Annotated in this window: 21 protein-coding genes and 1 pseudogene; 6 read left to right on the forward strand and 16 right to left on the reverse strand. The window is 44.4% G+C overall.

The window, feature by feature from the left end; genetic code table 11:
• Genes ACRZ9O_RS08880 through ACRZ9O_RS08895 form a run of 4 tightly spaced genes read right to left on the reverse strand, consistent with a single transcriptional unit; the run spans position 1 to position 6,256 of the window.
• Positions 1-1,680: an OmpA family protein gene (locus tag ACRZ9O_RS08880; protein WP_459458361.1), complete on the reverse strand. Its 1,680-nt coding sequence runs from the start codon at positions 1,678-1,680 to the stop codon at positions 1-3.
• Positions 1,677-2,258 (reverse strand): LOG family protein, encoded by a 582-nt coding sequence (locus ACRZ9O_RS08885; RefSeq protein WP_130895520.1) that lies wholly within the window; start codon positions 2,256-2,258, stop codon positions 1,677-1,679. The genes ACRZ9O_RS08880 and ACRZ9O_RS08885 overlap by 4 nt, the downstream gene beginning before the upstream one ends.
• Positions 2,251-3,141 carry a TIGR01777 family oxidoreductase gene (locus ACRZ9O_RS08890; protein ID WP_459458363.1) on the reverse strand — a complete coding sequence of 297 codons (891 nt, stop codon included), beginning with the start codon at positions 3,139-3,141 and terminating at the stop codon, positions 2,251-2,253. The genes ACRZ9O_RS08885 and ACRZ9O_RS08890 overlap by 8 nt, the downstream gene beginning before the upstream one ends.
• Before the next feature lies 1 nt (position 3,142).
• Positions 3,143-6,256 (reverse strand): glycoside hydrolase family 3 N-terminal domain-containing protein, encoded by a 3,114-nt coding sequence (locus ACRZ9O_RS08895; protein WP_459458365.1) that lies wholly within the window; start codon positions 6,254-6,256, stop codon positions 3,143-3,145.
• A gap of 135 nt (positions 6,257-6,391) precedes the next feature.
• Between ACRZ9O_RS08895 and tpiA the strand changes: the two genes are divergently transcribed.
• Together tpiA and ACRZ9O_RS08905 are read left to right on the forward strand one after the other, a co-directional pair.
• Entirely contained in the window at positions 6,392-7,153 is a 762-nt protein-coding gene (gene tpiA / locus ACRZ9O_RS08900) for a triose-phosphate isomerase (protein WP_130895523.1), read from the forward strand.
• A gap of 214 nt (positions 7,154-7,367) precedes the next feature.
• Positions 7,368-8,048, forward strand: a complete 681-nt coding sequence (locus ACRZ9O_RS08905) for an HAD family hydrolase (protein WP_459458367.1) — start codon at positions 7,368-7,370, stop codon at positions 8,046-8,048.
• A 199-nt stretch (positions 8,049-8,247) separates the two neighbouring features.
• Here the strand turns inward: ACRZ9O_RS08905 and ACRZ9O_RS08910 are convergent, their stop codons facing one another.
• From ACRZ9O_RS08910 to ACRZ9O_RS08955, 10 genes and pseudogenes are all read right to left on the reverse strand, one after another.
• Positions 8,248-8,841, reverse strand: coding sequence for a NifU family protein (locus tag ACRZ9O_RS08910; protein ID WP_459458369.1), 594 nt, complete (start codon positions 8,839-8,841; stop codon positions 8,248-8,250).
• A 294-nt stretch (positions 8,842-9,135) separates the two neighbouring features.
• Positions 9,136-9,393, reverse strand: a pseudogene (gene rpmA, locus ACRZ9O_RS08915) (50S ribosomal protein L27); the annotation flags it as partial.
• 56 nt (positions 9,394-9,449) lie between these two features.
• On the reverse strand, positions 9,450-9,764 hold the full coding sequence (gene rplU / locus ACRZ9O_RS08920) for a 50S ribosomal protein L21 (RefSeq protein ID WP_130895529.1): 315 nt from the start codon (positions 9,762-9,764) through the stop codon (positions 9,450-9,452).
• Positions 9,765-9,884: 120 nt separating this feature from the next.
• Positions 9,885-11,054 (reverse strand): AIR synthase related protein, encoded by a 1,170-nt coding sequence (locus ACRZ9O_RS08925; protein ID WP_459458372.1) that lies wholly within the window; start codon positions 11,052-11,054, stop codon positions 9,885-9,887.
• A 1-nt stretch (position 11,055) separates the two neighbouring features.
• Positions 11,056-12,027, reverse strand: a complete 972-nt coding sequence (hemB, locus tag ACRZ9O_RS08930) for a porphobilinogen synthase (RefSeq protein WP_459458374.1) — start codon at positions 12,025-12,027, stop codon at positions 11,056-11,058.
• A 62-nt stretch (positions 12,028-12,089) separates the two neighbouring features.
• Positions 12,090-12,425: a helix-turn-helix domain-containing protein gene (locus tag ACRZ9O_RS08935; protein ID WP_459458376.1), complete on the reverse strand. Its 336-nt coding sequence runs from the start codon at positions 12,423-12,425 to the stop codon at positions 12,090-12,092.
• A 95-nt stretch (positions 12,426-12,520) separates the two neighbouring features.
• Complete coding sequence (locus tag ACRZ9O_RS08940) at positions 12,521-13,873, reverse strand: M61 family metallopeptidase (RefSeq protein ID WP_459458378.1); 1,353 nt, start codon at positions 13,871-13,873, stop codon at positions 12,521-12,523.
• Positions 13,873-14,550, reverse strand: a complete 678-nt coding sequence (recO, locus tag ACRZ9O_RS08945; RefSeq protein ID WP_459458380.1) for a DNA repair protein RecO — start codon at positions 14,548-14,550, stop codon at positions 13,873-13,875. The genes ACRZ9O_RS08940 and recO overlap by 1 nt, the downstream gene beginning before the upstream one ends.
• Positions 14,540-15,244, reverse strand: coding sequence for a lysophospholipid acyltransferase family protein (locus tag ACRZ9O_RS08950; RefSeq protein ID WP_459458382.1), 705 nt, complete (start codon positions 15,242-15,244; stop codon positions 14,540-14,542). The genes recO and ACRZ9O_RS08950 overlap by 11 nt, the downstream gene beginning before the upstream one ends.
• An 85-nt stretch (positions 15,245-15,329) precedes the next feature.
• Positions 15,330-19,307, reverse strand: a complete 3,978-nt coding sequence (locus ACRZ9O_RS08955; protein WP_459458384.1) for a hypothetical protein — start codon at positions 19,305-19,307, stop codon at positions 15,330-15,332.
• 136 nt (positions 19,308-19,443) lie between these two features.
• Here ACRZ9O_RS08955 and ACRZ9O_RS08960 point away from each other — a divergent pair, with 136 nt between their 5' ends.
• Genes ACRZ9O_RS08960 through ACRZ9O_RS08970 form a run of 3 tightly spaced genes read left to right on the forward strand, consistent with a single transcriptional unit; the run spans position 19,444 to position 20,707 of the window.
• Complete coding sequence (locus ACRZ9O_RS08960; protein WP_459458386.1) at positions 19,444-19,953, forward strand: KdsC family phosphatase; 510 nt, start codon at positions 19,444-19,446, stop codon at positions 19,951-19,953.
• Positions 19,944-20,465 carry a gamma carbonic anhydrase family protein gene (locus ACRZ9O_RS08965; protein ID WP_459458388.1) on the forward strand — a complete coding sequence of 174 codons (522 nt, stop codon included), beginning with the start codon at positions 19,944-19,946 and terminating at the stop codon, positions 20,463-20,465. Before ACRZ9O_RS08960 ends, ACRZ9O_RS08965 begins: the two co-directional genes overlap by 10 nt.
• Entirely contained in the window at positions 20,462-20,707 is a 246-nt protein-coding gene (locus ACRZ9O_RS08970; protein ID WP_459458390.1) for a VF530 family protein, read from the forward strand. Before ACRZ9O_RS08965 ends, ACRZ9O_RS08970 begins: the two co-directional genes overlap by 4 nt.
• A 9-nt stretch (positions 20,708-20,716) precedes the next feature.
• On the opposite strand, the gene ACRZ9O_RS08975 is transcribed toward ACRZ9O_RS08970, so the two are convergent.
• Positions 20,717-21,571, reverse strand: a complete 855-nt coding sequence (locus ACRZ9O_RS08975; protein ID WP_459458392.1) for a bile acid:sodium symporter family protein — start codon at positions 21,569-21,571, stop codon at positions 20,717-20,719.
• A gap of 17 nt (positions 21,572-21,588) precedes the next feature.
• Here ACRZ9O_RS08975 and ACRZ9O_RS08980 point away from each other — a divergent pair, with 17 nt between their 5' ends.
• Positions 21,589-22,431: a 1-acyl-sn-glycerol-3-phosphate acyltransferase gene (locus tag ACRZ9O_RS08980; protein WP_459458394.1), complete on the forward strand. Its 843-nt coding sequence runs from the start codon at positions 21,589-21,591 to the stop codon at positions 22,429-22,431.
• Here the strand turns inward: ACRZ9O_RS08980 and ACRZ9O_RS08985 are convergent.
• Positions 22,377-22,997, reverse strand: coding sequence for an alpha-ketoglutarate-dependent dioxygenase AlkB family protein (locus tag ACRZ9O_RS08985; protein ID WP_459458396.1), 621 nt, complete (start codon positions 22,995-22,997; stop codon positions 22,377-22,379). The genes ACRZ9O_RS08980 and ACRZ9O_RS08985 overlap by 55 nt on opposite strands.
• Positions 22,998-23,057 lie beyond the last annotated feature (60 nt).

Below are 23,057 nucleotides of genomic sequence, written 5' to 3' on the forward strand. Positions count from 1 at the left end.
TTATAAGATTTCAATTTCTACGCGGCGGTTGATTTGGCGGCCTTCTTCTGTCGCATTATCTGCCTTAGGTTTAGACTTGCCATAGCCTTTTGTCCGAATGCGCCCTGTATCAATTCCACCCTTCAATAAATTTTCCTTCACCGCATTCGCCCGCTCTAAGGAAAGTTTATTATTGATTTCATCCGACCCCGTATTATCCGTATGACCACTAATCTCAATAACCAAGGCCTTATTGTCCTTCATTACTTGCAAAATTCGCTTTAATTCCGGTTCAGATTCAGGTTTTAATGTCGCCTTTCCTAAGTCAAAAAATAAATTATTTACGGTAGCCGTGTTTCCTTTTACTAACGGAACCATTGATAGGTCTCGGTCGTCTAGTTCAATATAACGGCCACGAACCGTACTCAAATCCAAATTAATGGAGGTAGGAATTAAACCCTTGGCATTAGCCGTAATCCCATAGTTCTTACCGTAAGGGAGCACCAATTTGTATTTTCCTGAGTTTGGATCTGGCTTAGCCTGACCTAAAGTTTTTCCTGTCGCTAAATCCTCGTACGTAATAGAAGCATCATCTGGCACTTTACCAGTCTTCTGATTTAATACCGTACCTGAAAGCAGAACCACCGGGTCCGACTCCTGTGAAGTAACAGAGCGGGTGGATGAAGGCCCAAATCGACTCTCTCCAATGGCCGCATCCACAGGCGCATTACCCACTTTTCCACCGGACTCTTTTCCTGTGGACTCTTTCCCTTCGGACTTCGGACTCAGTCCCTCAGTCCCTGAGGATTCTGGCGCCTCTACGGCTAATCGAAATATATCCTTCTTCCCTAGCGAACCTTTGGCAGACATAAAATAGGCATAATCTCCCTTCGCGGAAATAGAATAATACGCATCATATTCATCCGTATTTACAGGAGGGCCCAGATTTTGTGGCTTACGCCAGTTCTGCCAGGTATCATCTAATCGACGCGTCATATAAATATCTTGACTTCCTTGTCCCCCAGGTCGATCCGAGGAAAAATACAAGGTCTTACCATCCGCAGAAAGGAACGGGGTGGTCTCCGAGTATTTAGAATTGATCCCATCCCCTACATCCAAGGGGCGAGTCCAGCGACCATCCACTAAAAAGCTCACATAGATATCATCATCCTCACTGTTCTTTTTTCGGGAAAACGCCAATAAAATAGCTTTCCCATCCATGGTTAAAAAACCATATTCATTCTTCCCTTTGCTCATTTGCTCATAACCAGGGATATCTATTTTTTGGGGTACTGTCCACCCTCCAGCGGTCTTATTCGCTAAAGAAAAACCACGCGTTACATAGGATCCGTTCACATAGGCTCCTTTTAACAAGATCGTTTGTCCATCTGGAGAAATAGATAAAATGGTATTGTATTGATCTCTATTTAAAATATCTGATAATCGACGCGCCGTACTCCAAGCATTTCCTACTTTCTCTGAAAACCAAATATCCTGAGACCCCGAAATTGTTTCTGAACCTTTCACTCCAAACCGATTCGCTGGATGACTTTTACGCCCAAAATACAAGGTCCTGCCATCAGGTGAAATCACCGGATTCAATTCCGCATATTCAGAATTGACGGCAGAGCCTAAGTTCTCTGGGTCCTTCTGGGCCAGCAGACTAACCGAAATCAATAAGAGGAATAACAGTTTTCTCATCCTACGTAAATCCACTTTTTCTCCATCTTCTCCGGCTCATAGGCCATGATCCAATCCGCTAATTTCTCTGGGTCAGATTCTACTTGCAAGGCATCCATATTCGGTTGCTTCAAGAAACCCTCATCCACCATGTGCTGAATTTGCTTCAATTGATGGTCAAAATAGCCATTGATATTGAACACCGAAACCGGCATCTCGTGCAGATCTAATTGTTTCCAAGTAAGGATTTCGAACAATTCGTCTAGAGTCCCAAAGCCTCCCGGCATCGCAATAACGCCATCCGCCATATCGGCCATCAAAGCTTTACGCGTGTGCATCGTATCCGTCACATGCAGCTCTGGCAAACCTTTGTGCTTTACTTCCCATGGTTCCATGAATTGAGGAATCACACCAATCGCGTGACCGCCTAAGCGCAAGAATTCATCGGCTAAAACACCCATCAAACCCACACTTCCAGCACCAAAAATCACCTGGCAACCGTGTGCATGCAAGGCCTGAGCTAACTTCACTACTTGCTCCGCATAAACCGGATTATGGCCTTTCGAAGACCCGCAATAAATCAATATTTTTTTAGACATGTACGATTTCTTTTAATGCTTCCTCGAAGCGGACAAAGGTAAAGGAAAAGGAGGCATCTTTCTCGATCTTCGCCGAAGACACGCGGCTGCCCCCTAACACTAAACAGGCCATCTCCCCTAAAACCAGGCGAAGTAAAAAGCCGGGGATAGAAGGTAAGAAGAAGGGTCTGTGCAATGCTTTGGCAATTTGCTTGTTCATTGCTCCCGCCCGAATGGGTTCTGGAGCCACGCCGTTAAAGACACCTGAAAGGCTCGAATTTATCAATAACTCGTTAAATATTCTCACTAAGTCGTTAATGTGAATCCAGGATTGCCATTGCTTTCCTGATCCTAAATTAGCCCCCACGTAATACCTGATCGGTTTCGAAATAACAGGGAAAATACCACCATTGGCTCCCATCACTAAACCGATGCGGACTTTAGCATGGCGAATACCTAAGGTGGCGATTTGGTCAACCGCCTCTTCCCATTGTTTGGTACAATCCGCTAGAAAATCCAAGCCCACAGGAGATGTTTCCAGACATTCTTGCTCGCCTGTATCAGCCCCGTAAAAGCCGATGGCGGAAGCAGAAACGACCGTTTTAATGGAATGAGGAATCGTTGATAAAGCCTGGTATAAAACCGCGGTGCTGCGCACGCGGCTGTTGATCAATTCTCTTTTGCGTGTGGCAGACCAGCGCTCGTCTGCGATGCCCGCCCCGGCTAAATGTACAACGGCATCGACTCCCTCGAAAGCCGCTGGGTCGATGTATCCATACGAAACATCCCATTGGAAGTCCCCGCCAGATCGCGATAAAATCACCACCTCGTGCCCCTGATTCAGCAAAAACTGCTTCAGAGCACCACCCACAAAACCTGTACCTCCCGTGATGAGAATGCGCATATTAGTTTCCTTTTTTAATCGCTTGGTAAATCACTTCATTGATTCCCGTGCGAATGTTCATATCCGAAATTTTGGAATTATTCCGCGTCGGATACACTCGATTCGATAAGAAGACATAGACTAAATCCTGGGTAGGATCAATCCAGGTATATGTTCCCGTAAAACCAGAGTGACCGAAGCTCTCTGAGCTTGCAGAAGCCGCCGCAGAAATACCCGCCTTATTGCGATCCACTTTGTCAAAACCAACCCCGCGACGCGCATTTTCTTCCACACTGAAAGGGTAAGATGTCCACTGTTTGATAGTCGATTCTTGAATGAATTGCTGACCACCATAATAGCCTTTTTGGAGGTACATCTGCATCAATTTTGCCAAGTCATTTGCATTCCCAAACAAACCTGCGTGACCAGAAATACCATCTAATAAGGCCGCTCCCTCATCGTGCACCTTTCCATGAATTAACGTCTTACGGAATAATGAATCATATTCTGAAGGCACAATACGCGCTAAAGGAAAGTGCTTCTCCGCTTGATAAACTAAGGTCGACGCACCTAAAGGTTTGTAAAACGAATCCGCTAAAAAGTCCGGCCATGGCTTTCCAGTCATACGCGGCGATTCAGCTGGCAATAAATAATAGGACAAATCCGAATACACATATTCCTTCTTCTCGCGCAACGGACTCTCCTTAATCGCTGTCATAATCTGCTCTTTCAAGGTCTTGTGTGCCCATAAAGTAGGCGCCACCTGCGTAGGGTATTCCTCGGATTGCGCATAAGATAAGGTAAATGGCTTCCAACGTGTCACGTCCTTCGTGATGTCCACGTATTCCTTCCACATCGTTTTTTGGTCGGTAATATTTTTCTTCAAACGCGCTTCTCCAGATGCTGGGCTCAAGAAGCGTTCCACATATTTGTACTTCACATCGTCCTGTGTGAATTTTTTCTGGAATTTCTTGCTGTGGAAAATCATATCGGTACTATCGATATAATCCATCCAGAACGGAATCCAGGCCTTCAAGCGAGATTGATGCGTCAATACATCTTCGTATAAAAGACCCGATTTATTCGATTTAGCAAAAGAGGGAACCAGTTGTCCCATCGTCGTTTTCAAGGAGAATTTACCCTCATCTTGCCATTTCATTAAGGCCGGAACCGAAGTGGAAATCTTGGTAATAGAAGCTAAATCGAAGATATCGGAGGTCTTTAATGGAACGGTAGTTTCATAGATCTGGTTGCCAAAAGCTTTGTGGTAAATAACCTTCCCTTCCTTAGCAATCAACACCACTACACCCGGAGCACCCTTCACTTCGATCGCTAGTTTCGCCATCGAATCCACTTTCGCGTTCAAGTAGGCAGAAGAAATGCCCACCGCTTCAGGTAATAAATTGTATTGCAAACGCGCTAATGACGTCGTTGTTATACCCATCCCCTGTTTGTAGCTTGCATTCAAACTAACCGGTAATTTCCCCGTTGCCGGAATCGCTCCAAAAACAATTTCCGCCGCTGCTTCCTGCTGCGTAATTCCATCTTGATAAGCCGTCATTAAGGCTCCTGCGTTCTTCAAACTGTCAAATTGTGTCAACGTGTTCACGTTCGCAAAATGAATTGCCACTGTTTTAGGCGTTGCAAAACGATTCACTAAAGCCTTAATCGCTGGCTTCAAACTGTAATTATTCGCCGGACGAATCGAAATGCTGTGAATCCCCATCAGCACCACATCGTAGTTTTTCAAGGTATTTTCGATGCGCGCAATCGTCGTATCCGCACTCGTTTCGTCTACATAGAAATGAGGCATTTCGACGTAGTTGTTAGCCATTTTTTGGAACTCCGTAGGGAAAGCAGCACCATAAGATGGCTTCCCGATCGCTAAAGTCGCAATACGTGTTTTGTCCAACGCTTTAATCGGAACTAACTCGCCCGGATTTTTAATTAAGGTGATCGATTTCTCCGCTAATTCACGATTCAGTACTTCACTCTTAATTGGATTCAAATCCTTCAACAAGTTCTCCACGACGATGGGAGAATAGTGGGCTAGACCTGCCCAGGCTTTGGCATGTAAAATACGTTTTACACGCTGATCAATATCCTCTTGCGAGATTTCGCCATTCGTTAACGCCTTCTTGATCGCGTCAAAAGCCGCCGGAACATCCACAAAAGTTTCTAAAATATCGTTCCCCGCTAGGATCGCCTTCACATTTGCCGTCCCTTCTGGGAACATTTTGGTCGCCCCTTTCATGTCCATCGCATCCGTAAACACGAGACCCTGAAACTTCATTTCATCACGCAATAAACCCGTCACAATTGGCTTCGAAAGTGTAGACGCTAAAGACGCAGTCGTATCCAAAGCCGGCAGATTCAAGTGGCCCACCATCACGCCTTGCAAACCATTCGAGATTAATTCTTTATAGGGATATAATTCCAAACTATCCAAGCGCGAACGCGAGTGGTTTAAGATCGGAATGTCTACATGCGAATCCACGCCTGTGTCGCCATGGCCTGGGAAATGTTTCGCCGAAGTGATGATTCCAGCTTTCTGGAGTCCTTTCATATAGGCCAAAGCCTTTGCCGTCACATCCTCCCGATTCTCCCCAAACGAGCGGAAATTAATCACCGGATTCAACGGATTATTATTCACATCTACCACCGGCGCATAATTAATGTGCACGCCCATTCTCCGGCATTGCTCACCTATTTGTACGCCCATCTTCTCGATCAAGGCCGTATTTCCCTGCATAGCGCCTAAGGTCATTTGGTATGGGAAACGGAATGTCGAATCCAAACGCATGGCTAATCCCCACTCTAAATCCATCCCGATAAACAAAGGAACTTTTGTTCTGTGTTGTAATTCATTCACTAACAGCGCCTGCTTCACTGGATGGCCTTTAAATAGGACAAAGCCTCCCACATGGTAGTCCTTTACGATTGAATACAAACGCGTTGTATCGTAGGTGTCCGCCACATTTCCACGGGGCATCAACAATTGACCGATTTTCTGATCTACACTCAAGGAATTAAAAACGGAATCCACCCATTTTTGCTGGGTATGCGGGAATAAATCCTGTGAAAAGGCCTGGAAACTTAAAAGGAAAAGCAGTAATCCGGTGCTGATTTTTTTCATAGCAAGGTTAACATTCATATAAGGTGTGAAAATACGCTAAATGTGGGAATCTTCTGAAATATCCGGCCTAATTTTTCGTGCTAATTTTCATTCCACCGAAAGCATTCGTAATTTTAGGACTTAAATGATGAACGTATGAGAAAAAAAATTGTTGCAGGTAACTGGAAAATGAACAAAACGGCGCAAGAAGCATTCGTTTTGGCTACTGAAGTAGCAGAATTAGTGAAGTCTAGCGTTTCCGCGGATGTTCAAGTGATTATGTCGACACCGGCTTTGTATTTAACGGGTGTAAATCAAGTCATTGAGGGCATTCCAAATTTAGCAGTTGCAGCCCAAAACTGCCACGAAAAAGCCTCTGGCGCTTACACAGGAGAGATTTCTGCTCCCATGTTAGCTTCTGCTGGCGTACAATATGTCATTTTAGGACACTCAGAGCGTCGTCAATATTTTGCAGAAACCAATGAGCAATTAGCGGCTAAAACAGACGCGGCTTTGGCAAACGGCTTAACGCCTTTATTCTGCTGCGGCGAAAGCTTAGAAACGCGCGAAGGAGCAGATTTCTTAGGCCACGTAGCTCAACAATTAACAGAAAGCTTATTCCACCTTTCAGCGGAGGAATTCAGCAAAGTGGTGATCGCTTACGAACCCATCTGGGCAATCGGAACCGGTTTAACCGCTTCTTCAGACCAAGCACAAGAAATGCACGCCTTTTTACGTGCACACATCGCTAAAAAATATGGCCAAAGCGTTGCCGACAGCATCTCTATCCTATACGGCGGAAGCTGCAACGCAAAAAACGCGAAAGAATTATTCGCTTGCCCAGACGTAGACGGTGGTTTAATCGGTGGCGCTTCTTTGGTTGCGGCTGATTTTATTACGATTGCTACTTCTTACTAAATTTCAAAGCGTCTCGCTTTGAAATTTAAAGCACAAAGAATAGAGCATAAAGAATAAAGATGGTTAAAAATGGGGCTTCGGCCCCATTTTTGTGTTTAAAGAAAAGGTTAGAAAAAACATTTCAAATACGCGTCGCCTGCGACGCCTCAAACTTTATTCTTTGTGCTTTATGCTCTATTCTTTAATAATGTGCTTTATTCTTTAAATTTGAATTATGGAACACGTAATCGCATTCGACGCAGACGACACCCTTTGGGTGAATGAACCCTATTTTAGAGAGACAGAAGATAAATTCTGTGCGCTCTTGGAAGACTATTTACCCGTCCACACCACCGGTCAAGAGCTGTTCAAAGTGGAGATGAATAACCTGGCACTGTACGGTTATGGGGTCAAAGGTTTTATGCTTTCCATGGTCGAAACCGCCATTCAAGTTTCTGGCGGAACAATGGGGCTGGACGGAATCGAAAAGATTCTGAACTTAGGCAAAGAACTACTTGAAAGAGATATTGAAATCTTGCCAGGTGTGGTCGAAGTATTGCAATCCTTGCAAGGCAAATACCGATTAGTCGTGGCCACCAAAGGTGACCTATTAGATCAACAACGCAAACTCGCTAAATCTGGCTTAGAGCAATATTTCCACCACATCGAAATTATGTCGGATAAGCAGGAAAGCGATTATTTAAAACTGATCAAACACCTTGATGTCGATCCAGCACATTTCACGATGATTGGAAATTCATTGAAATCAGATATCCTTCCGGTACTCGCAGTAGGCGGACATGGAATCCACGTTCCTTACCACACGACTTGGGCACATGAGGTGGTTTCTCATAAGGTGGAGCATGAGAATTTTAGAGAGGTGGAGGATTTACGATTAATTTTAAATTTCATTTGAAATTAATCGTAAAGTAAAGCACAAAGAATAAAGCATAAAGAATAGAGATGGCATCGCCTACGGCGAAAACACTCGTGAAATGTTTTAAAGCATTTCATAAAACATAAAAAATGGGGCCGAGGCCCCATTTTTTATTCCAACTTTATTCTTTGTGCTTTGTGCTCTATTCTTTCGGTTTATAAATCGCCTTCAGCGATTTTTAAACCCCTTCCGCCACCACTTCCTTCACACCCGGAACCATACGCGTTAATAACGCTTCGATCCCTTGCTTTAGGGTCATGGTTGATGATGGGCATCCTGAGCAAGAACCTTGTAATAAAACCTTTACTTGGCCTGTTGCTTCGTCAAACGAGTGGAAGGTGATCGCACCACCATCGGATTCAACGGCTGGGCGAACGTATTCATCTAGGGCTTGCTTGATTTGCTTGATAGCTGGTGTGTCGTTAGACTGGTCGTCAGCAATCGTTGATTCTGGTAGAGAGAAAACGGGTTGCTTCTCCTCGAAATATTTCTTTAAATAGGTCTTGATCCCGAATAACTCATCTTCCCAAGCCACTGACTCGGATTTTGTTAAGGTGATGAAGTTGTTCGTGATGAAAACGCGGGATACGAAATCAAATCCAAAAAGAGCGACCGCTAAAGGCGAGTTTTTCTCCTTCGTTAATCCGTCTGCTGGTTGGGTATAATCGAATGACATTCCTTCCGGTAGTAATTCCATGTTGAAGACGAACTTCATGGAGTGTGGATTAGGGGTAGATTCGGTGTAAATATGGATAGTTGAAACTGTATTCATGAGGGGTATTTTAAAATCTAGAACAAAGGTACGGCCTATTTGGTTTCCAAAAAACAAAAAAACCCGGCATTTTCATGCCGGGTTCTCTATATCTACCGAGGAAAATTACTCAGCTTTCGCTGCTTTCTTCGCTGGTGCTTTTTTCTCTGCTGCTGGAGCTGCTGCTTTTTTCGCAGGAGCTTTCTTAGCTGGAGCCTCAGCTGCTGGAGCTGCTTCTACTGCTGTTTCTGCTGCTGGAGCTGGAGCCGCTTTCTTAGCTGGAGCTTTCGCTGGTGCATCTGCAGGAGCTGCATCTGCTGAAATAGGCAACACGTGAACGTATGAACGTCCTTTGAAACCTTTTTTGAACTTAACAACACCATCCGCTAAAGCGAACAAGGTGTGATCTTTCCCCACTCCTACGTTTAAGCCAGGGTTGTGAGCTGTACCACGTTGACGAACGATGATATTTCCTGCAATGATTGCTTGACCTCCAAATAACTTAACGCCTAATCGTTTTGAATGTGATTCGCGACCGTTTTTGGATGATCCGGCGCCTTTCTTATGTGCCATGTTATTATTTATTTATGCGTTCCGAAGAATCGCTTAGTTTAAGACTTATTTTACCCTTATTTAAGATTGATTGATTCAATCAATACTTTCGTCAAATCTTGACGGTGACCATTCATTTTTTGGTAGGTCTTTCTACGCTTTTTCTTGAAAACTAAAACTTTCTCGCCACGAACGTGTGCAACAATTTTAGCTGTAACAGTGGCCCCAGCTACTGTGGGAGCTCCTACGGAAATCTTTCCGTCATTGTCAACAAGTAATACCTTGTCGATAACCAGTGCAGCGCCTTCTGCTCCCGCTAAACGGTGAGTGTATACAGAACGGTCTTTTTCTACTTTAAATTGCTGCCCGGCAATTTCTACGATTGCGTACATTTTTACTGTATTTAAGTGAAACAATCCCACGAGGCTAGTGATTCAAGACAAATGAAAAACTTTTAAAAGCCTTTTAAATGGGGGTGCAAATCTAAAAATTAATTCGCTTAATAGCAAACACTATTCATAAATAAATTCTCCGTAAGGGCTGCTGATGGTCAGCTTCTTAGTCGTTGAGGCTTCTACGCGGCCCACGATTTGGGCAGGAATACCAAAGGACTGGGAGATGCGGATGATTTCATCCGCGTGTGCTGGATTCGCATAGACTTCTAAGCGATGGCCCATGTTGAATACTTGGTACATCTCTTTAAAGCTGGTTCCGCTCTCTTTTTGGATCAAATCAAATAGCGGTGGAATCGGGAATAAATTATCCTTAATCACGTGCACATTGTTCACAAAGTGCATCACTTTCGTCTGCGCTCCACCAGAACAATGCACCATTCCGTGCAAATGAGGACGTAATTCTGTTAATAAAGCCTTCACGACTGGCGCGTAGGTACGCGTAGGCGAAAGGATTAATTGACCTACGTTTAAAGGAGTTCCGGGCACCGCTTCCGTCAAGTTGCGAGAGCCGGAATACACTAAATCCGAGGGAACGGATGGGTCAAAGCTTTCTGGGTATTTGTTCGCTAGGTACTTTCCTAACACGTCGTGACGTGCGGAAGTCAAGCCATTGCTGCCCATTCCGCCGTTATAGGTCGTTTCGTAATTCGCTTGGCCATCTGAGGCTAAGCCGATGATCACGTCGCCTGCTTGGATATTGCCGTTTGAAATGACGTCTGAGCGCTTCATGCGACCGATAACCGTGCTGTCCACGATGATTGTGCGCACTAAATCACCTACGTCTGCCGTTTCGCCGCCAGTGGAATAAATGCCGATGCCGTTATCGCGTAGCATTTGTAATACTTCTTCGGTTCCGTTGATGATTTCGGCGATAACCTCGCCTGGAATCAAGTTTTTGTTGCGACCGATGGTGCTGGAAAGCAACATTTGGTCTGTGGCACCCACGCAGATTAAGTCGTCCGTGTTCATCACCACCGCGTCTTGTGCGATGCCTCGCCATACGGAGATGTCACCCGTTTCTTTCCAGTATAAGTAGGCCAAAGACGACTTCGTCCCCGCCCCATCCGCGTGCATAATGTTGCAATAGTCTGCATCGCCGCCCAAGATATCTGGGGAGATTTTGCAGAATGCCTGCGGAAAAAGACCTTTGTCTAAGTTCGCAATGGCTTTGTGAACATCTTCTTTCGAGGCAGAAACGCCTCGTTGCATGTAACGGTCTGACGACATTTTACTTTATTTTTAATTGGGCAAATTCTTTGGCAAAATAGGTCAAAATGACCTGAGCTCCGGCGCGCTTCATCGAGAGCAAGCTTTCTAGCATGGCTTTTTCGCCATCGATCCAGCCGTTTGCTGCAGCTGCTTTGACCATCGCATATTCGCCTGAAACGTTATAGGCGGCGATCGGTAAATTGGTATTGTCGTGGAGTAAAGAAATGATGTCTAAATAGGCCAAAGCCGGCTTTACCATCAAGAAATCCGCTCCTTCTAATTCATCTAGTTCTGCCTCGCGCAGCGCTTCGCGGCTGTTAGCGGGGTTCATTTGATAGGTCTTTTTATCGCCAAATTTAGGCGCAGACTCCAGCGCATCGCGGAAAGGTCCGTAAAAGGCCGACGCATATTTCGCGCTATAGGCCATAATGCCCACATTCGTGAAACCGGCATCGTCTAAAGATTCGCGTAAATAACCCACGCGGCCATCCATCATATCTGAGGGACCGATCAGTTTTGATCCGGCTTGAGCTTGTGCTACGGCCATTTTGGCCAAAACCTCTAAGGTCTCATCGTTTAAAATTTCGCCGCCGCGAACGATCCCATCGTGTCCATCCGAACTATAAGGGTCCATTGCCACATCCGTTAACATCGAAATTTCCGGAAAACGGCTCGTCACCGCATGAATGGCCTCTAAATAAAGACTGCCCTTGCGATGTGATTCCGTCGCCATGGTATCCTTGCGGTCCTCAGCCACCTGTGGAAAAAGCGCGTAAGAGGTAATTCCTAGATTCAGACACTCCTCGATTTCTTTCAACAAAAGATCGGTCGTGTAGCGGTAAATGCCCGGCATCGACTTGATTTCGGTTTTAGTAGAAGAACCATCCATCACAAAAAGAGGGAACAATAAATCCTTCACCGAAAGGCGATTTTCCTCCACCATCGTGCGGATAGCGGCACTGGAACGGTTACGACGCGGTCTATTCAACATAGGAATTGATTTTGAACCTGCAATTTAGGCATAAGCCCTGATTCCGCAATGAAAAAGGGGGATTAAAGGAGGCGATCGTTCAAATCCCGCAATTGTTCCTGCATGTCACGTAAAAGCCCTACATAGGCTTCGAATTCATAGCGGGAAACAGGGTTGGTTGCTCCGCCAGGATCGGCGACGCCAGAGAAATGGGGGTAATCTCTTGGCTTAAATAGAACCGATAAATCCACTTCCAACGCGCCTGCAATTTGCTTCATTCGACTCAAGGAAGGGTCTGTGAGGCCGCGCTCAATTTTAGAATAGGCAGATAAGGTGATGCCTATTTCAGTAGAAACATAGTCTTGGCTATAGCCTTTGTCTAATCGAGCCTTTCGAATTAAAGTAGGGAAATCTTTCATTGCAGTAAAATTCCTAAACTCCAAGGAAAATTAATAGCTATTTAGATGACAATGTTTATACTTTAAGGACAATACGCGCCTTTTGATGGCGTATTCTACTGTAATGTCCAACCTTTTGCGCTGTCTTTCTCGAATTTCAATCCGGATTTGGCAAAAATCTCCTGTAAATCTGTAGTAATATCGGTTGATTTTTCGACATAGTTTTGGAAGAATTCCTGTAAAGATCCGCCGTAAACCTCCTCGCAAATCCGGATGAAATCAGCTTTCGTGTAGCCTTTTTTCAGCTGCCCGAATTCAGCGTTCATTCGATGCATCACATCGCGCAGTGATTTATTATTTTTTGATTGCAGTTTTAGGTCCAAAGCCAAAGCGACCACCGCCCCCTTGTAATAAATCGACGCGCGCTTATTCGGCAAACTGGTTCCGTATCCATCCAGCCACAAATCAATCGAACTTTCCTCCAACGATTGTTGAGCACCAGCATCTCGATCAAAATGTAATTTCAAGTTTCCTAATAAACCGGCCAAGTACTCCTGCCGAGTCCAAACTCCCGATTCATACAGAAACCAATCCCCTAAATAGGTCGTAATTCCTTCTACGACCCAGCCAGTAGAAAACGCCACCTCTCGGTCGTAGGCATAGGGAAACAATTCTGCAGGTCGAATCGTCGCAATATTCCAGACATGAAACAGTTCGTGCGAGCCTAAACCTATCAAGTCTTCGTAGGCATCGCGATCCGGTGGACCCATCACCATCATCGTAGATTTCGTATGCTCCACTCCATGGTAGTACGGATTCGGGCAAACCCAAAGCATATAATGGTATTCTTTGACGGGGAAAGTGCCCATCCAGTCGAGCTGGGTTTTGGTGAATTTCTCGTAGGCGTCAGTGAGTTTTTTCGTCAAAGCCTGGCGCGATCCCACCACATCGATCGAAAATTTCACGCCATTGCATTTCCATTTGTGCTGAAAGATGGCTGGTGCGGCGATATAAGGGGAATCCACGAGCTCACGGTATTTGCCTCCATTTTTGAAGGTACAGACGCTTTTCCAGCCGTCCGGCTTTTCGATATGTAGTTCGCAACGCTCGTTTTCACGACCTTTTACGTGTAAGAGGCAATTGATGAAATTAATGTAGAGTAAGTCGGGTTCCACCACTGAACCGCCCGCATCGGGTTGATTCGCATAATAGCTGTAAAGGATTTCGACTGGCTCCGATGCCTCTAAGGTCCAAGTAGACGAGGCTATTTTAGAAATAGCTATGGGAACCCCTCCGCTGTAGGCCTTCAATACTGGAATATTCTTCGCAAAGTTTTGAGCCTGGTAGCGGCCTGGACGCCAAATAGGGAGTTGAATCACCTGTTTACCCGGTTTACGAGGGGTGAACTGAAAAGTGATTTCCAGGTAATTCGGGTCCGAAGAGGATTTAAGAAAATACAGATTACGCATTAGGCTAATACTTCTTGTAAGATTTGCAAGGAACGAATCTCTCCGAAATTTTCCATGTGCAATTGATAATAATTGAGCATACCGGCCAATAATTCTTTGCGTTCTGCCCGGTGCAGCACCATAGGATGACCATAATCCGCGTGTATTAAAGCATCCAATTCGGTAAAACTAGGCACGATGCAACCCGCTGCTTTCAGTTGCTGGTAGAATTCAGCGGCATTTCCTGCCCCGAAGCCCAAGAAGGCCGCTAATTGCCACAAAAACTGCAGATGGAAATTCTCAAAATGATCCGTGGCCCGGTCCAAATACTGAAGAGATTGGCTCAAAAAATCAAACAAGACGGGATTTGCCTCCTCTTCCTTCAACACTTTACTCAATACTTCCGATAAAAAAAGGGCGAGTGAGGACTTCGCAATATCGAAAGGGATAGCCTGGTAGGGGAAGAAACATTTTGCTTCTGAAATCCGGTGCAAACCCTTCCCTGGCTTGTGGTATACCTCTAAATCTAGCAAGGTGAGCGGTTGGAAGAGGGCCATTTTATGTTTGGCTTTGGCAGAACGAACCCCATTTTCGATATAGGAACAGATTCCCATTTCCGCCGTATAGACGTTGACTACTATCGAGGTTTCTCGATAACGCAGGTAGGAAATGACAATGCCTTGGGTTTTACTTAGCATTTGTATCGACCATAGGTATACCGGTTTCGTCCGAAATTCGCTGTAAAATTTCTTCGATCGTATCCGATTCTTTGAAGCGAATCGGGTCTTTGAATTCCACGCTCAGCGTCGTGTTGCGTTTCTTCAGAAAGAAGCCCTTCTTATCGAAGGCGCGGCGGAAACCGTTGATTTGGACGGGAACGACGATGGGTTTTGCCGCCTTAATCAAGTGCGCGGTTCCCTTTCTGATAGGTGCAAATGGACGCGTGGTCCCTTGCGGAAAACTAACTACCCATCCGAATCCAAGGCCTTTAATTACTTTTTCTTGCGCTTCTAAATCTACTTCTCTTTTCACGTCTTGGCCGTGTGCTCGCCAAGAGCGATTCACTAAAATGGCTCCGGCTAAAGAAAACACGCGCGGTAGAAATCCATCTTCCTTCATTGTTTCAGAAGCCGCCACATAAAACAGGCGAGAACGCGGTGCCAAAAGATAAAATGGGAATCGAATACTGTTTTTCATCCGCCATTTAACGGAGAAGAAGATGTGGTAAAAACAGATCACATCCATGAAATAGGTTTGGTGATTCGATAGGAATAGGACGCCTTCGCGAGGTAAATCCTGAATCTTTTCTGTTCCCTTGATCTCTGTTCGATTGTAGATACTTAATCGCGCGTAGGTTAACCAGCCTAAAACAAATACGATGATTCGTTTCATCCCGATCGGATTCCCAAAGGGATCGCGACGCACCAAACCCCAGCGGTCTAAGCAATCAAAAAAGTTCTTTAAAAAGGTTATACTCTTAAAATCCACCGCTCTTTTCTTTGCCTTTCGTGGCTGGTTTTGTTTTTACTGGTTCTTTTTTCACTGGCGCTTTCTTCGCAGGTATTAGGGGCTTATAATACGAAGTAAATCGTTTAATGAAAGCTGCTTTCTCCTCAGGAGCGGCCTCCACTACCTTCATATCTCCCTTTTTCTGCGTTTTCATCGCTTCTCTGACAGAAGCTAAGAAAGATTGATCGGAAGAATAGACGCCTAACTCTCCGTCAAAATAAGCAAAATAATACCAAAGATCGTCAGATAATTCCCAATAGCCATAAAACTCCTCTTTGCTTGGCTTCTTAATGACCTCCATAAATCCTTTGACCGTCGAATTAATATCCACGGGTCCCACATTCACTAAAGGCAAATCTCCTATCGAATAAAAGGCACTTAAATTAGGCGACCATTCCCATTTAACCGTGGAGAAATTAATCATCGTGGCGAATTCAGGAGCTACTTTATCCAATGCCACATGGGCAATATCCATGCTATATTTCATTGGCTCAGGAATTTTTTTACCTAAAACAGCCTCTGCTCGTTTGATGTATTCTTCGCGTTCGTCTGGTTCATCCGCTGCAGCCGTCTGCAAACCTTCTTCTAGATTATACTTCAAGATGCGATCGCCCATTTTTTTCAGCACGGTTTGTGCAATGGGAAATTGTAAACTTAACCAGGAATTGATGCGAGGCCGAAGGGAGTCTACGGACATAGAGATAGCCCCTTGAGATTTGACAAATTTATTATCCGAAAAGAACCTCACGGGACCTTTCGCCTCTACTCTACGTTTTACTAAATCAAGCACCATGTTCGTTTCCACTCCCTTCACCTCGAATTTAGTCTTGGACTCCGTCACCTCCCCCTCGGCATTAAACAGTACGGGATCATCCTCATCAGACATCGGACCTAAAAAGGTGGGGTATAATTTATTGCTCGCATTCACATAAATACCTGCGGTAACGGGTCGATTTAGCTCATCCTTTAACTCTTTATTAATTTTTAAGCGAGGAATATCTCCTTTGTTATTCAAAGGAATCCAGGCCGTATTGAACTTAAGTGTGCCTAATAAAGGTCGGATAGACCCTTGGAATTCTAAGTTAGGCGTAGTGGACTTTAAGGAAATGTCCCCTTTAAATTCTTGAAATTCCCCTATTTTCAAAGGGACTTTTTCGCTGAAGTAGGCCTGAGCTGTGATTACATTGGATTCAAAGGCGAAATTTTTCAGTGGGATAGCTAAGGTATCGCCGGGTGAGCGACTTAATAAATAATCCGCCGTACCGCCTTTCCATTCATGGACGTTAGCCGATTTAACGTCTAAATTTTTAATCAGATGACGCTTATTTACGGTGTCTAACACGGCTCGAGCCTTCGAAAAAGGTTTGTAATTTCCGCCTCTCAGAAAAACCAGTTTCCCTTTAGCCGGACTTACTAAAGCAGGGCCAATTTTAAATTTTTCTACTCCCTCCAGCTCTAAAGAATAGTCCTTGATCGAATAGATGGCTGAGGTGGATTCAATGGGGATTTCGAATTTCTGAGACGAATCCGTGTTCATTTGGATGATCTGAAAACGGTTTCCTACTAATTTAACGGTTTGGGTTTTTAGATCAATTTGAGTCTCTTTAGGTAGGATGCTACGAACATATAAATTAGGGAAATGCACCCATTGATGCTCGTTAAGCGGATTTAACTTGATCAAATTTTTTGCGATGATGGAGGTAACCTTTACCTCGCTTGCTTCCACATCTGGCTTGTAAATTCCTTGCAACTTGCCTAGTCTAAAAGTGCCCGGATTAGCTATCCAGCCCTCTTTTGTGAAATCAAACTGATCACTTTTCGTATTGGATTCCCCTTGGGTTAATAAACCGTCGCCGCTTAATTTTTTGCCTTGTATGACCATTTTCCCTTCTAATTCGCCTTCCGCATTTGCAAAAAGTTTGAATCGATTTTTAGAGGGTTTAATAGAGAGGCTATCTGAATCAGGCGCCCAGGTTAGGTAATTTTCGCCCACTGTAAAGGCGGGGAAATTCGAATTTTTTGTAGGGGCTAAAAGCGTGGAGGAGCTGAAGGCTTTCAGCGAATCAGGATAGAAAACTGCCTTTTCCGTGATGGATTTTAGGTCTCCTTTTAGAAATTCCCCCACGGAATGAAGGCCTTGCTTGTCTAAAATAAGATCTTCCTTGGTTAGAAATTTGGCTCTATTTTGGTAAATAGGTAGGGGAGCTTCTTTTTTGTAATTAAAGCCAAAAGTATAATCTTCTCGTAATTTCAAAGTCACTTTCAGCGGTGGGAAAACGCTGTTTTTAGAATAAAAATCTCCGGGGAAAATAGGCTGCTTCAAGGTTAAACTATCTAGTTCAAGTCTGCCTGATTTGAAATAGAAATTAGTGTCGTAAGCACCGTTTAACCTCCACTTTTCATCAAAGAATACGGTAACGCCTTTAGGTGCTATAAATTTAGGATAGGCGGCCACCCCTAATCTACCTACTTTGTCATTTTCCGGACTCAGAATGATAGAACCATCTTGGTATTTGAAACGTCCACCGGCTTCCTTTGCTGCAATTTTGCCGTCTTTGAATTTGGGCAAAAAAGTCATGGAATCTAATTTAGGAAATTCAATCACGTATTTGTCGAACGTAAAATCATAGCGCTGAGCACGGAAGCGATAATTTCCTATTTCAATCAATCCTTTAAATTGAAAGTCGCGCCCCTGTTTAAATAGTACTTGATTGTCACTCGGAAAGAGCCTGGCTCTCAGTGAATCCGAAACCATGATTTCGTTAATTCCTCGCACCTTTAAGTACTTAGGTTCTAGATCAAAAGTCACAGAAGCCGAATCTCCAATGATGTAATTAGCGATGGACTCCACATAGAATTTATCAAAGTCCTTGTCCTCATATTGCACTTTCGCATAGTGCTTGCCTAGGCGGCTAAAGGAAATCAATTCTGTTTGTGGGTCGTAGTCCAAAAATCCATTTTGGATAAACTCCATAAAGCCTTCTTTAATGCTCTCCTGAGAACGATTCGCATAAAATGCGATTTCACTCAACGTCGCCGCCATCTTTTTTTTCTCCACAAAATGCGAGTATATAATGCGGAGTGGATTGTAGGGCAGCATCCGTTGAATCCGACGTACCCTTTCAGGATCATAATAGCCAAAGGATTCGACCCACACCGGCACAATGTTTTTTGCCGAAAGTCGATAGAAGTCTATCTTATTTTCAGCTAACCGAATGATGGCTAAGTCAGCCGCGATACTTAGCTTGTGAGCAGCGTCATCAAACCGTATTTGGGATACATTGCCTTCCAGATTTTTTAGGTGAATCGACTGGTCCTGTTTAAACCATTGGACCCGCACATGTTGATGAGTTAAGGAGTCTACCTCATTCCATTTACTTTTCCATTTTGCCTCCGGAAGCTCCACTAAACTATCCCCCGTAATCCAGATCTGCTTTCCACTAAAATTAGCCACCTCATTACTATCCTTACTGAACTTCAGGCGGGCTGTAGACCCATCATCTTTAGCCATTAGCCCCCTTTTCTGATCCTTGATGGTAAAAATGCCCGTCGCTTTCCACGATTCCTCCTCTAGTATCTCCTCCTGCGCTGAAATAAATTCATAGCTAGGATTTTTCTTTTTTAAATAAATGGCCCCTTTCCCTGCAATCGACTGGGTGCCTTTGTCCACCCAATTAGACTCCAAGACAGAGAATAAGCCCTTGTAAAGATTTATTTCAAATGATTTAATTTCCCAATAAGAGGACTGAAGGCCTGTTTCTAACCGAATGTTCTTCCCCGTTGCTACTCGCTTTTTCGCATTCCAACTAAACTCAGTAGGCTGAAAAAGTAAACTGTCCGCTCCAGATTTATACAACACAGAAGGATTTTGCCAAGTGTCGGTACCTTTTTTTTCTCCTGTGACCTTTATTTGATAAGGCCCCGCTGCCAGAACAGTCGTTTCCATTTGTGCCCTACTAAGAAAGGGGAGCACTAACAGGAGCAGACAATAGAGGCGGGTAAAATTCATTCGAAGATGAAATGGAAATATAAACGGATAAAAATACATAAAATATTCAGATATTTGGGTCAAAATAATCCCTATGTCTAACGTACTTTCCCTATTCAAGGATATAAAAGCCTTCATTTTTGACATCGATGGGGTGATGACAGATGGCAATGTACACGTGCTCGAAACGGGTGAACATTTCCGCACTTTCTACATCCGCGATGGCTATGCGCTTGAAAAAGCGCGCGAGGCAAATTTTCAAATGTGCGTCATTACAGGGGGAAGTCATCCTGGGGTGAAAAAACGTTTAGAGAACCTGAAATTTCAGCATATCTATTTCGGTTTAGGCGGTAAGGACAAGCTAGAAACCTATTTGGAATTAATGGCAAAATTAGGGCTTCAGGAAAATGAAATCCTCTACATGGGAGACGACATGGCTGACTTAAAAGTCCTGTCTCGTCCAGACATTCTGAGCACTTGCCCAGCAGATGCTATCCCTGAATTGCACCAAGTCGTCAAATACGTTTCTCCTTTCAATGGGGGTCGTGGTGCGGTGAGAGATGTGATCGAAAAAGTACTCAAACTACAAGGAAAATGGGCTTAATCTTACCAGTAAAAGGGGTATCCCCCATTTTAGGAGAAGACAATTGGGTCGCACCTAATGCCACCATTGTGGGCGATGTACAGACGGGGAAACACTGTACGATCTGGTTTAATGCAGTCGTTCGCGGGGATGTGAATTCGATTCGAATCGGAAATTATTCTAATATACAAGACGGTGCAGTGGTCCATTGTACTTACCAAAAAACCGTCACCACCATAGGCGATTACGTTTCTATTGCCCACAATGCGATCGTTCATGGTTGCACCATCGAGGACAATGTGCTGATCGGGATGGGCGCAATTATCATGGACAATGCTTACATCGAAGAAGGTGCAATCATCGCAGCGGGTGCCATCGTGACACAAGGAATGCGGGTGCCGGCAGGAACCATTTATGCGGGGAATCCAGCAAAATACCTAAAAGATGTGAGCCCCGATGCAGCGGAAATTTTCAAGCGGACGGCCTATAATTATGTCGAATATGCGTCTTGGTTTTCAAATCCTACCACATGAGTAACGACCCACTTCACGGTGTAACCTTAGAGAAAATCTTAACAGATCTAGTCGATCTATTAGGCTGGGAAGAGATGGCTCGCAAAATCCGAATTAATTGTTTTGCGAGTGATCCGAGTATCAAATCGAGTTTAACTTTCTTGCGCAAGACGCCTTGGGCGAGGGCGAAAGTGGAGACGCTCTATGTTTGGAACATCAAAAAAATCGAAAAAAAGAAAGCTAGTTCGGAATCCGCAGATTAATACCGCGGATTAGTTTCGTAGATTCACTAACCAGCCGAAAATAGCTGCGGTTATAAACATAATGATGCTATAAATCACCGCTGGTATCGTCATCGTACCATTCCCTATCACATTCAAGGCTATAAAAATGGCCAAAGATCCATTGTGAATCCCGATCTCCATCCCAATAGCAATGGCTTGCTTCTTCTCTAAATTCAACAAACGCGGCAGAAAATAACCAATCGAAAGGCAGGCCACATTAAATAAAAGACAGGCTAAGCCTACGGTTTGAATGTCGTACATCAGGTGATCGCGTTCTTTCCATCCGGCTAAAAAGATGATCAAGGCGAGGAAAATGGCCGACAAAATTTTCACTGGAGATTCTAATCGAGCGGAGAATCCAGGTGCTTTTTTTCGAATGATCATCCCAATCGAAACGGGCAAAATGACAATCAAACATACTTCTAATACTTTCGAAAATTGCAGCGGAACGTAGGTATCCTGTGCCATCAATAGTTTCATCGAAAGATTGACGATGAAGGCAATCGAGATGACCGAGAGGATGCTATTTAAGGCAGTAAGAGTGACGTTGAGAGCTACGTCTCCTTTGGCAATATGTGAGTACAAATTCGCAGAAGGGCCTCCAGGTGCAGCGGCTAATAACATTAATCCGACCGCTAATTCAGGGGGTAAAGCGAGGGCTTTAGCGATGAAAAAGCAGATGATAGGTAAGAGTATCATCTGGGTTACGAGGCCCACGATGACGGCTTTAGGGTATTCGTATACGCGTTTGAAGTCTGCGGTGGTGAGCGATAAACCTAGACCAGTCATAATGATGGCGAGGGCGACGGGCATTAAAACCACGGAAAGAAAGCTTGCTTGCATGCGAATTTTTTTAAACCTTGCGAGCGATAAAATTAAAGAAATACTTGATCTTTCTATTAAAAATATTGGTTCGTTTTGCGCTGCGTATCTTTTGCCCGTCCATCGTGGTGAAAAATGCGGAGCTGATGAATACCAAAGGACCCGTTTTATTGGTCGTTAACCACCCAGACTCGTTTTTGGACGCCGTGATTATAGGTGCTCTTTATCCTAGAAATATCAATTATTTGGCGCGAGGGGATGTATTTAGAAATCCAGTTTTCGGCTTTTTGTTAAGGCAGTTGAATATGCTTCCGGTATTTCGGCAAAGAGAAGGGAAAGAGCACCTTCACCTGAATTCTAACACCTTCCGACAGGCGGTGGAGTGCCTCCGCAACGATGGAATTGTGTTAATTTTCATCGAAGGAATTTGTCTGAATACGCACGAATTGCAACCTTTTAAAAAGGGGGCGAGCCGTATTTTAGAAAGTGCACATGCGGAAGGGATCTTCCCGATTGTTCAGATTGCGGGAATTGGCTATTCGAGTTTTACGGCTTTTGGGAAAGGTATTCACCTGGCTTTTGAAAATATGTCGTGGCCCACGCCCATCGTGGAAGCGGCGGATCGGGTACAGTTTAATGCTTCGGTTTTCGAGAAGATGGAGCGCTTGATTGAGGTGCCGCGGCACGTGGGATTTTCGCGTGGGTTACTTTACTATTTTGCCTTGCCTTTGTATATTCCGGTGCGGGCTTTTGCCTATGCGAAGACGAAGGATTCTGTTTTTTATGATTCGGTGCTTTTTGCGCTGTTACTTTTTACATTCCCTGTCTACGTAGCACTCGTGGTGACGATCGTTCTGAAAGTCAAATTGATTCTAGGCTGATGAATTTTTGTACTGGGCGGTAGGCGATGTAACCAATGTGTCTGGGTTTCGCCCTTCATCACTAATAAACTTCCTGCTTCTAAAAAGACGTCTATTTTTTCGCCAGTTTGTTTGTGCTTGAAACAAAATTTGCGTTCTGCGCCAAAACTAAGCGAGCCTATTGCCCCATTTTTCCGCAAATCTTTTTCGCCATCACTGTGCCAGGCCATCCCTTCGGAGCCGTCGTGGTATAGATTCAAAAGACATGAATTATAGGTTTCGCCTGAGTGTTTTTCGGCGAGGTTTTTCAGGGCAAGCAATTCCGGCGTCCAGGGTAAGGCCGTCTTTGTGGTATTAGAATAAGTGTACGAAAAGGGCTCTTCGCCGTACCAGGCTACCTTGCGTTTCGTGATGATGCGTTTGCCATAAATAACCGCCTCATCGTTTCGCCATTCGATGCCATTCAGTAGCGCCACAGCCATAGTGGAAGCCTCTTCTGAAGACATCAATTTTCCATAATAATGGACGATTCCGTCGCCTGGAAGCAGGTTTATGGAAGGGTCAGCAGGAAAATCGAATAGTTGCATAGTTCGTTTTTTGGCGAGGCTATTTCTTCTTAGGAAGGGAATTTTTTGTGGTGTAAAAAT

Source organism: Aquirufa sp. HETE-40SA (assembly GCF_054558635.1).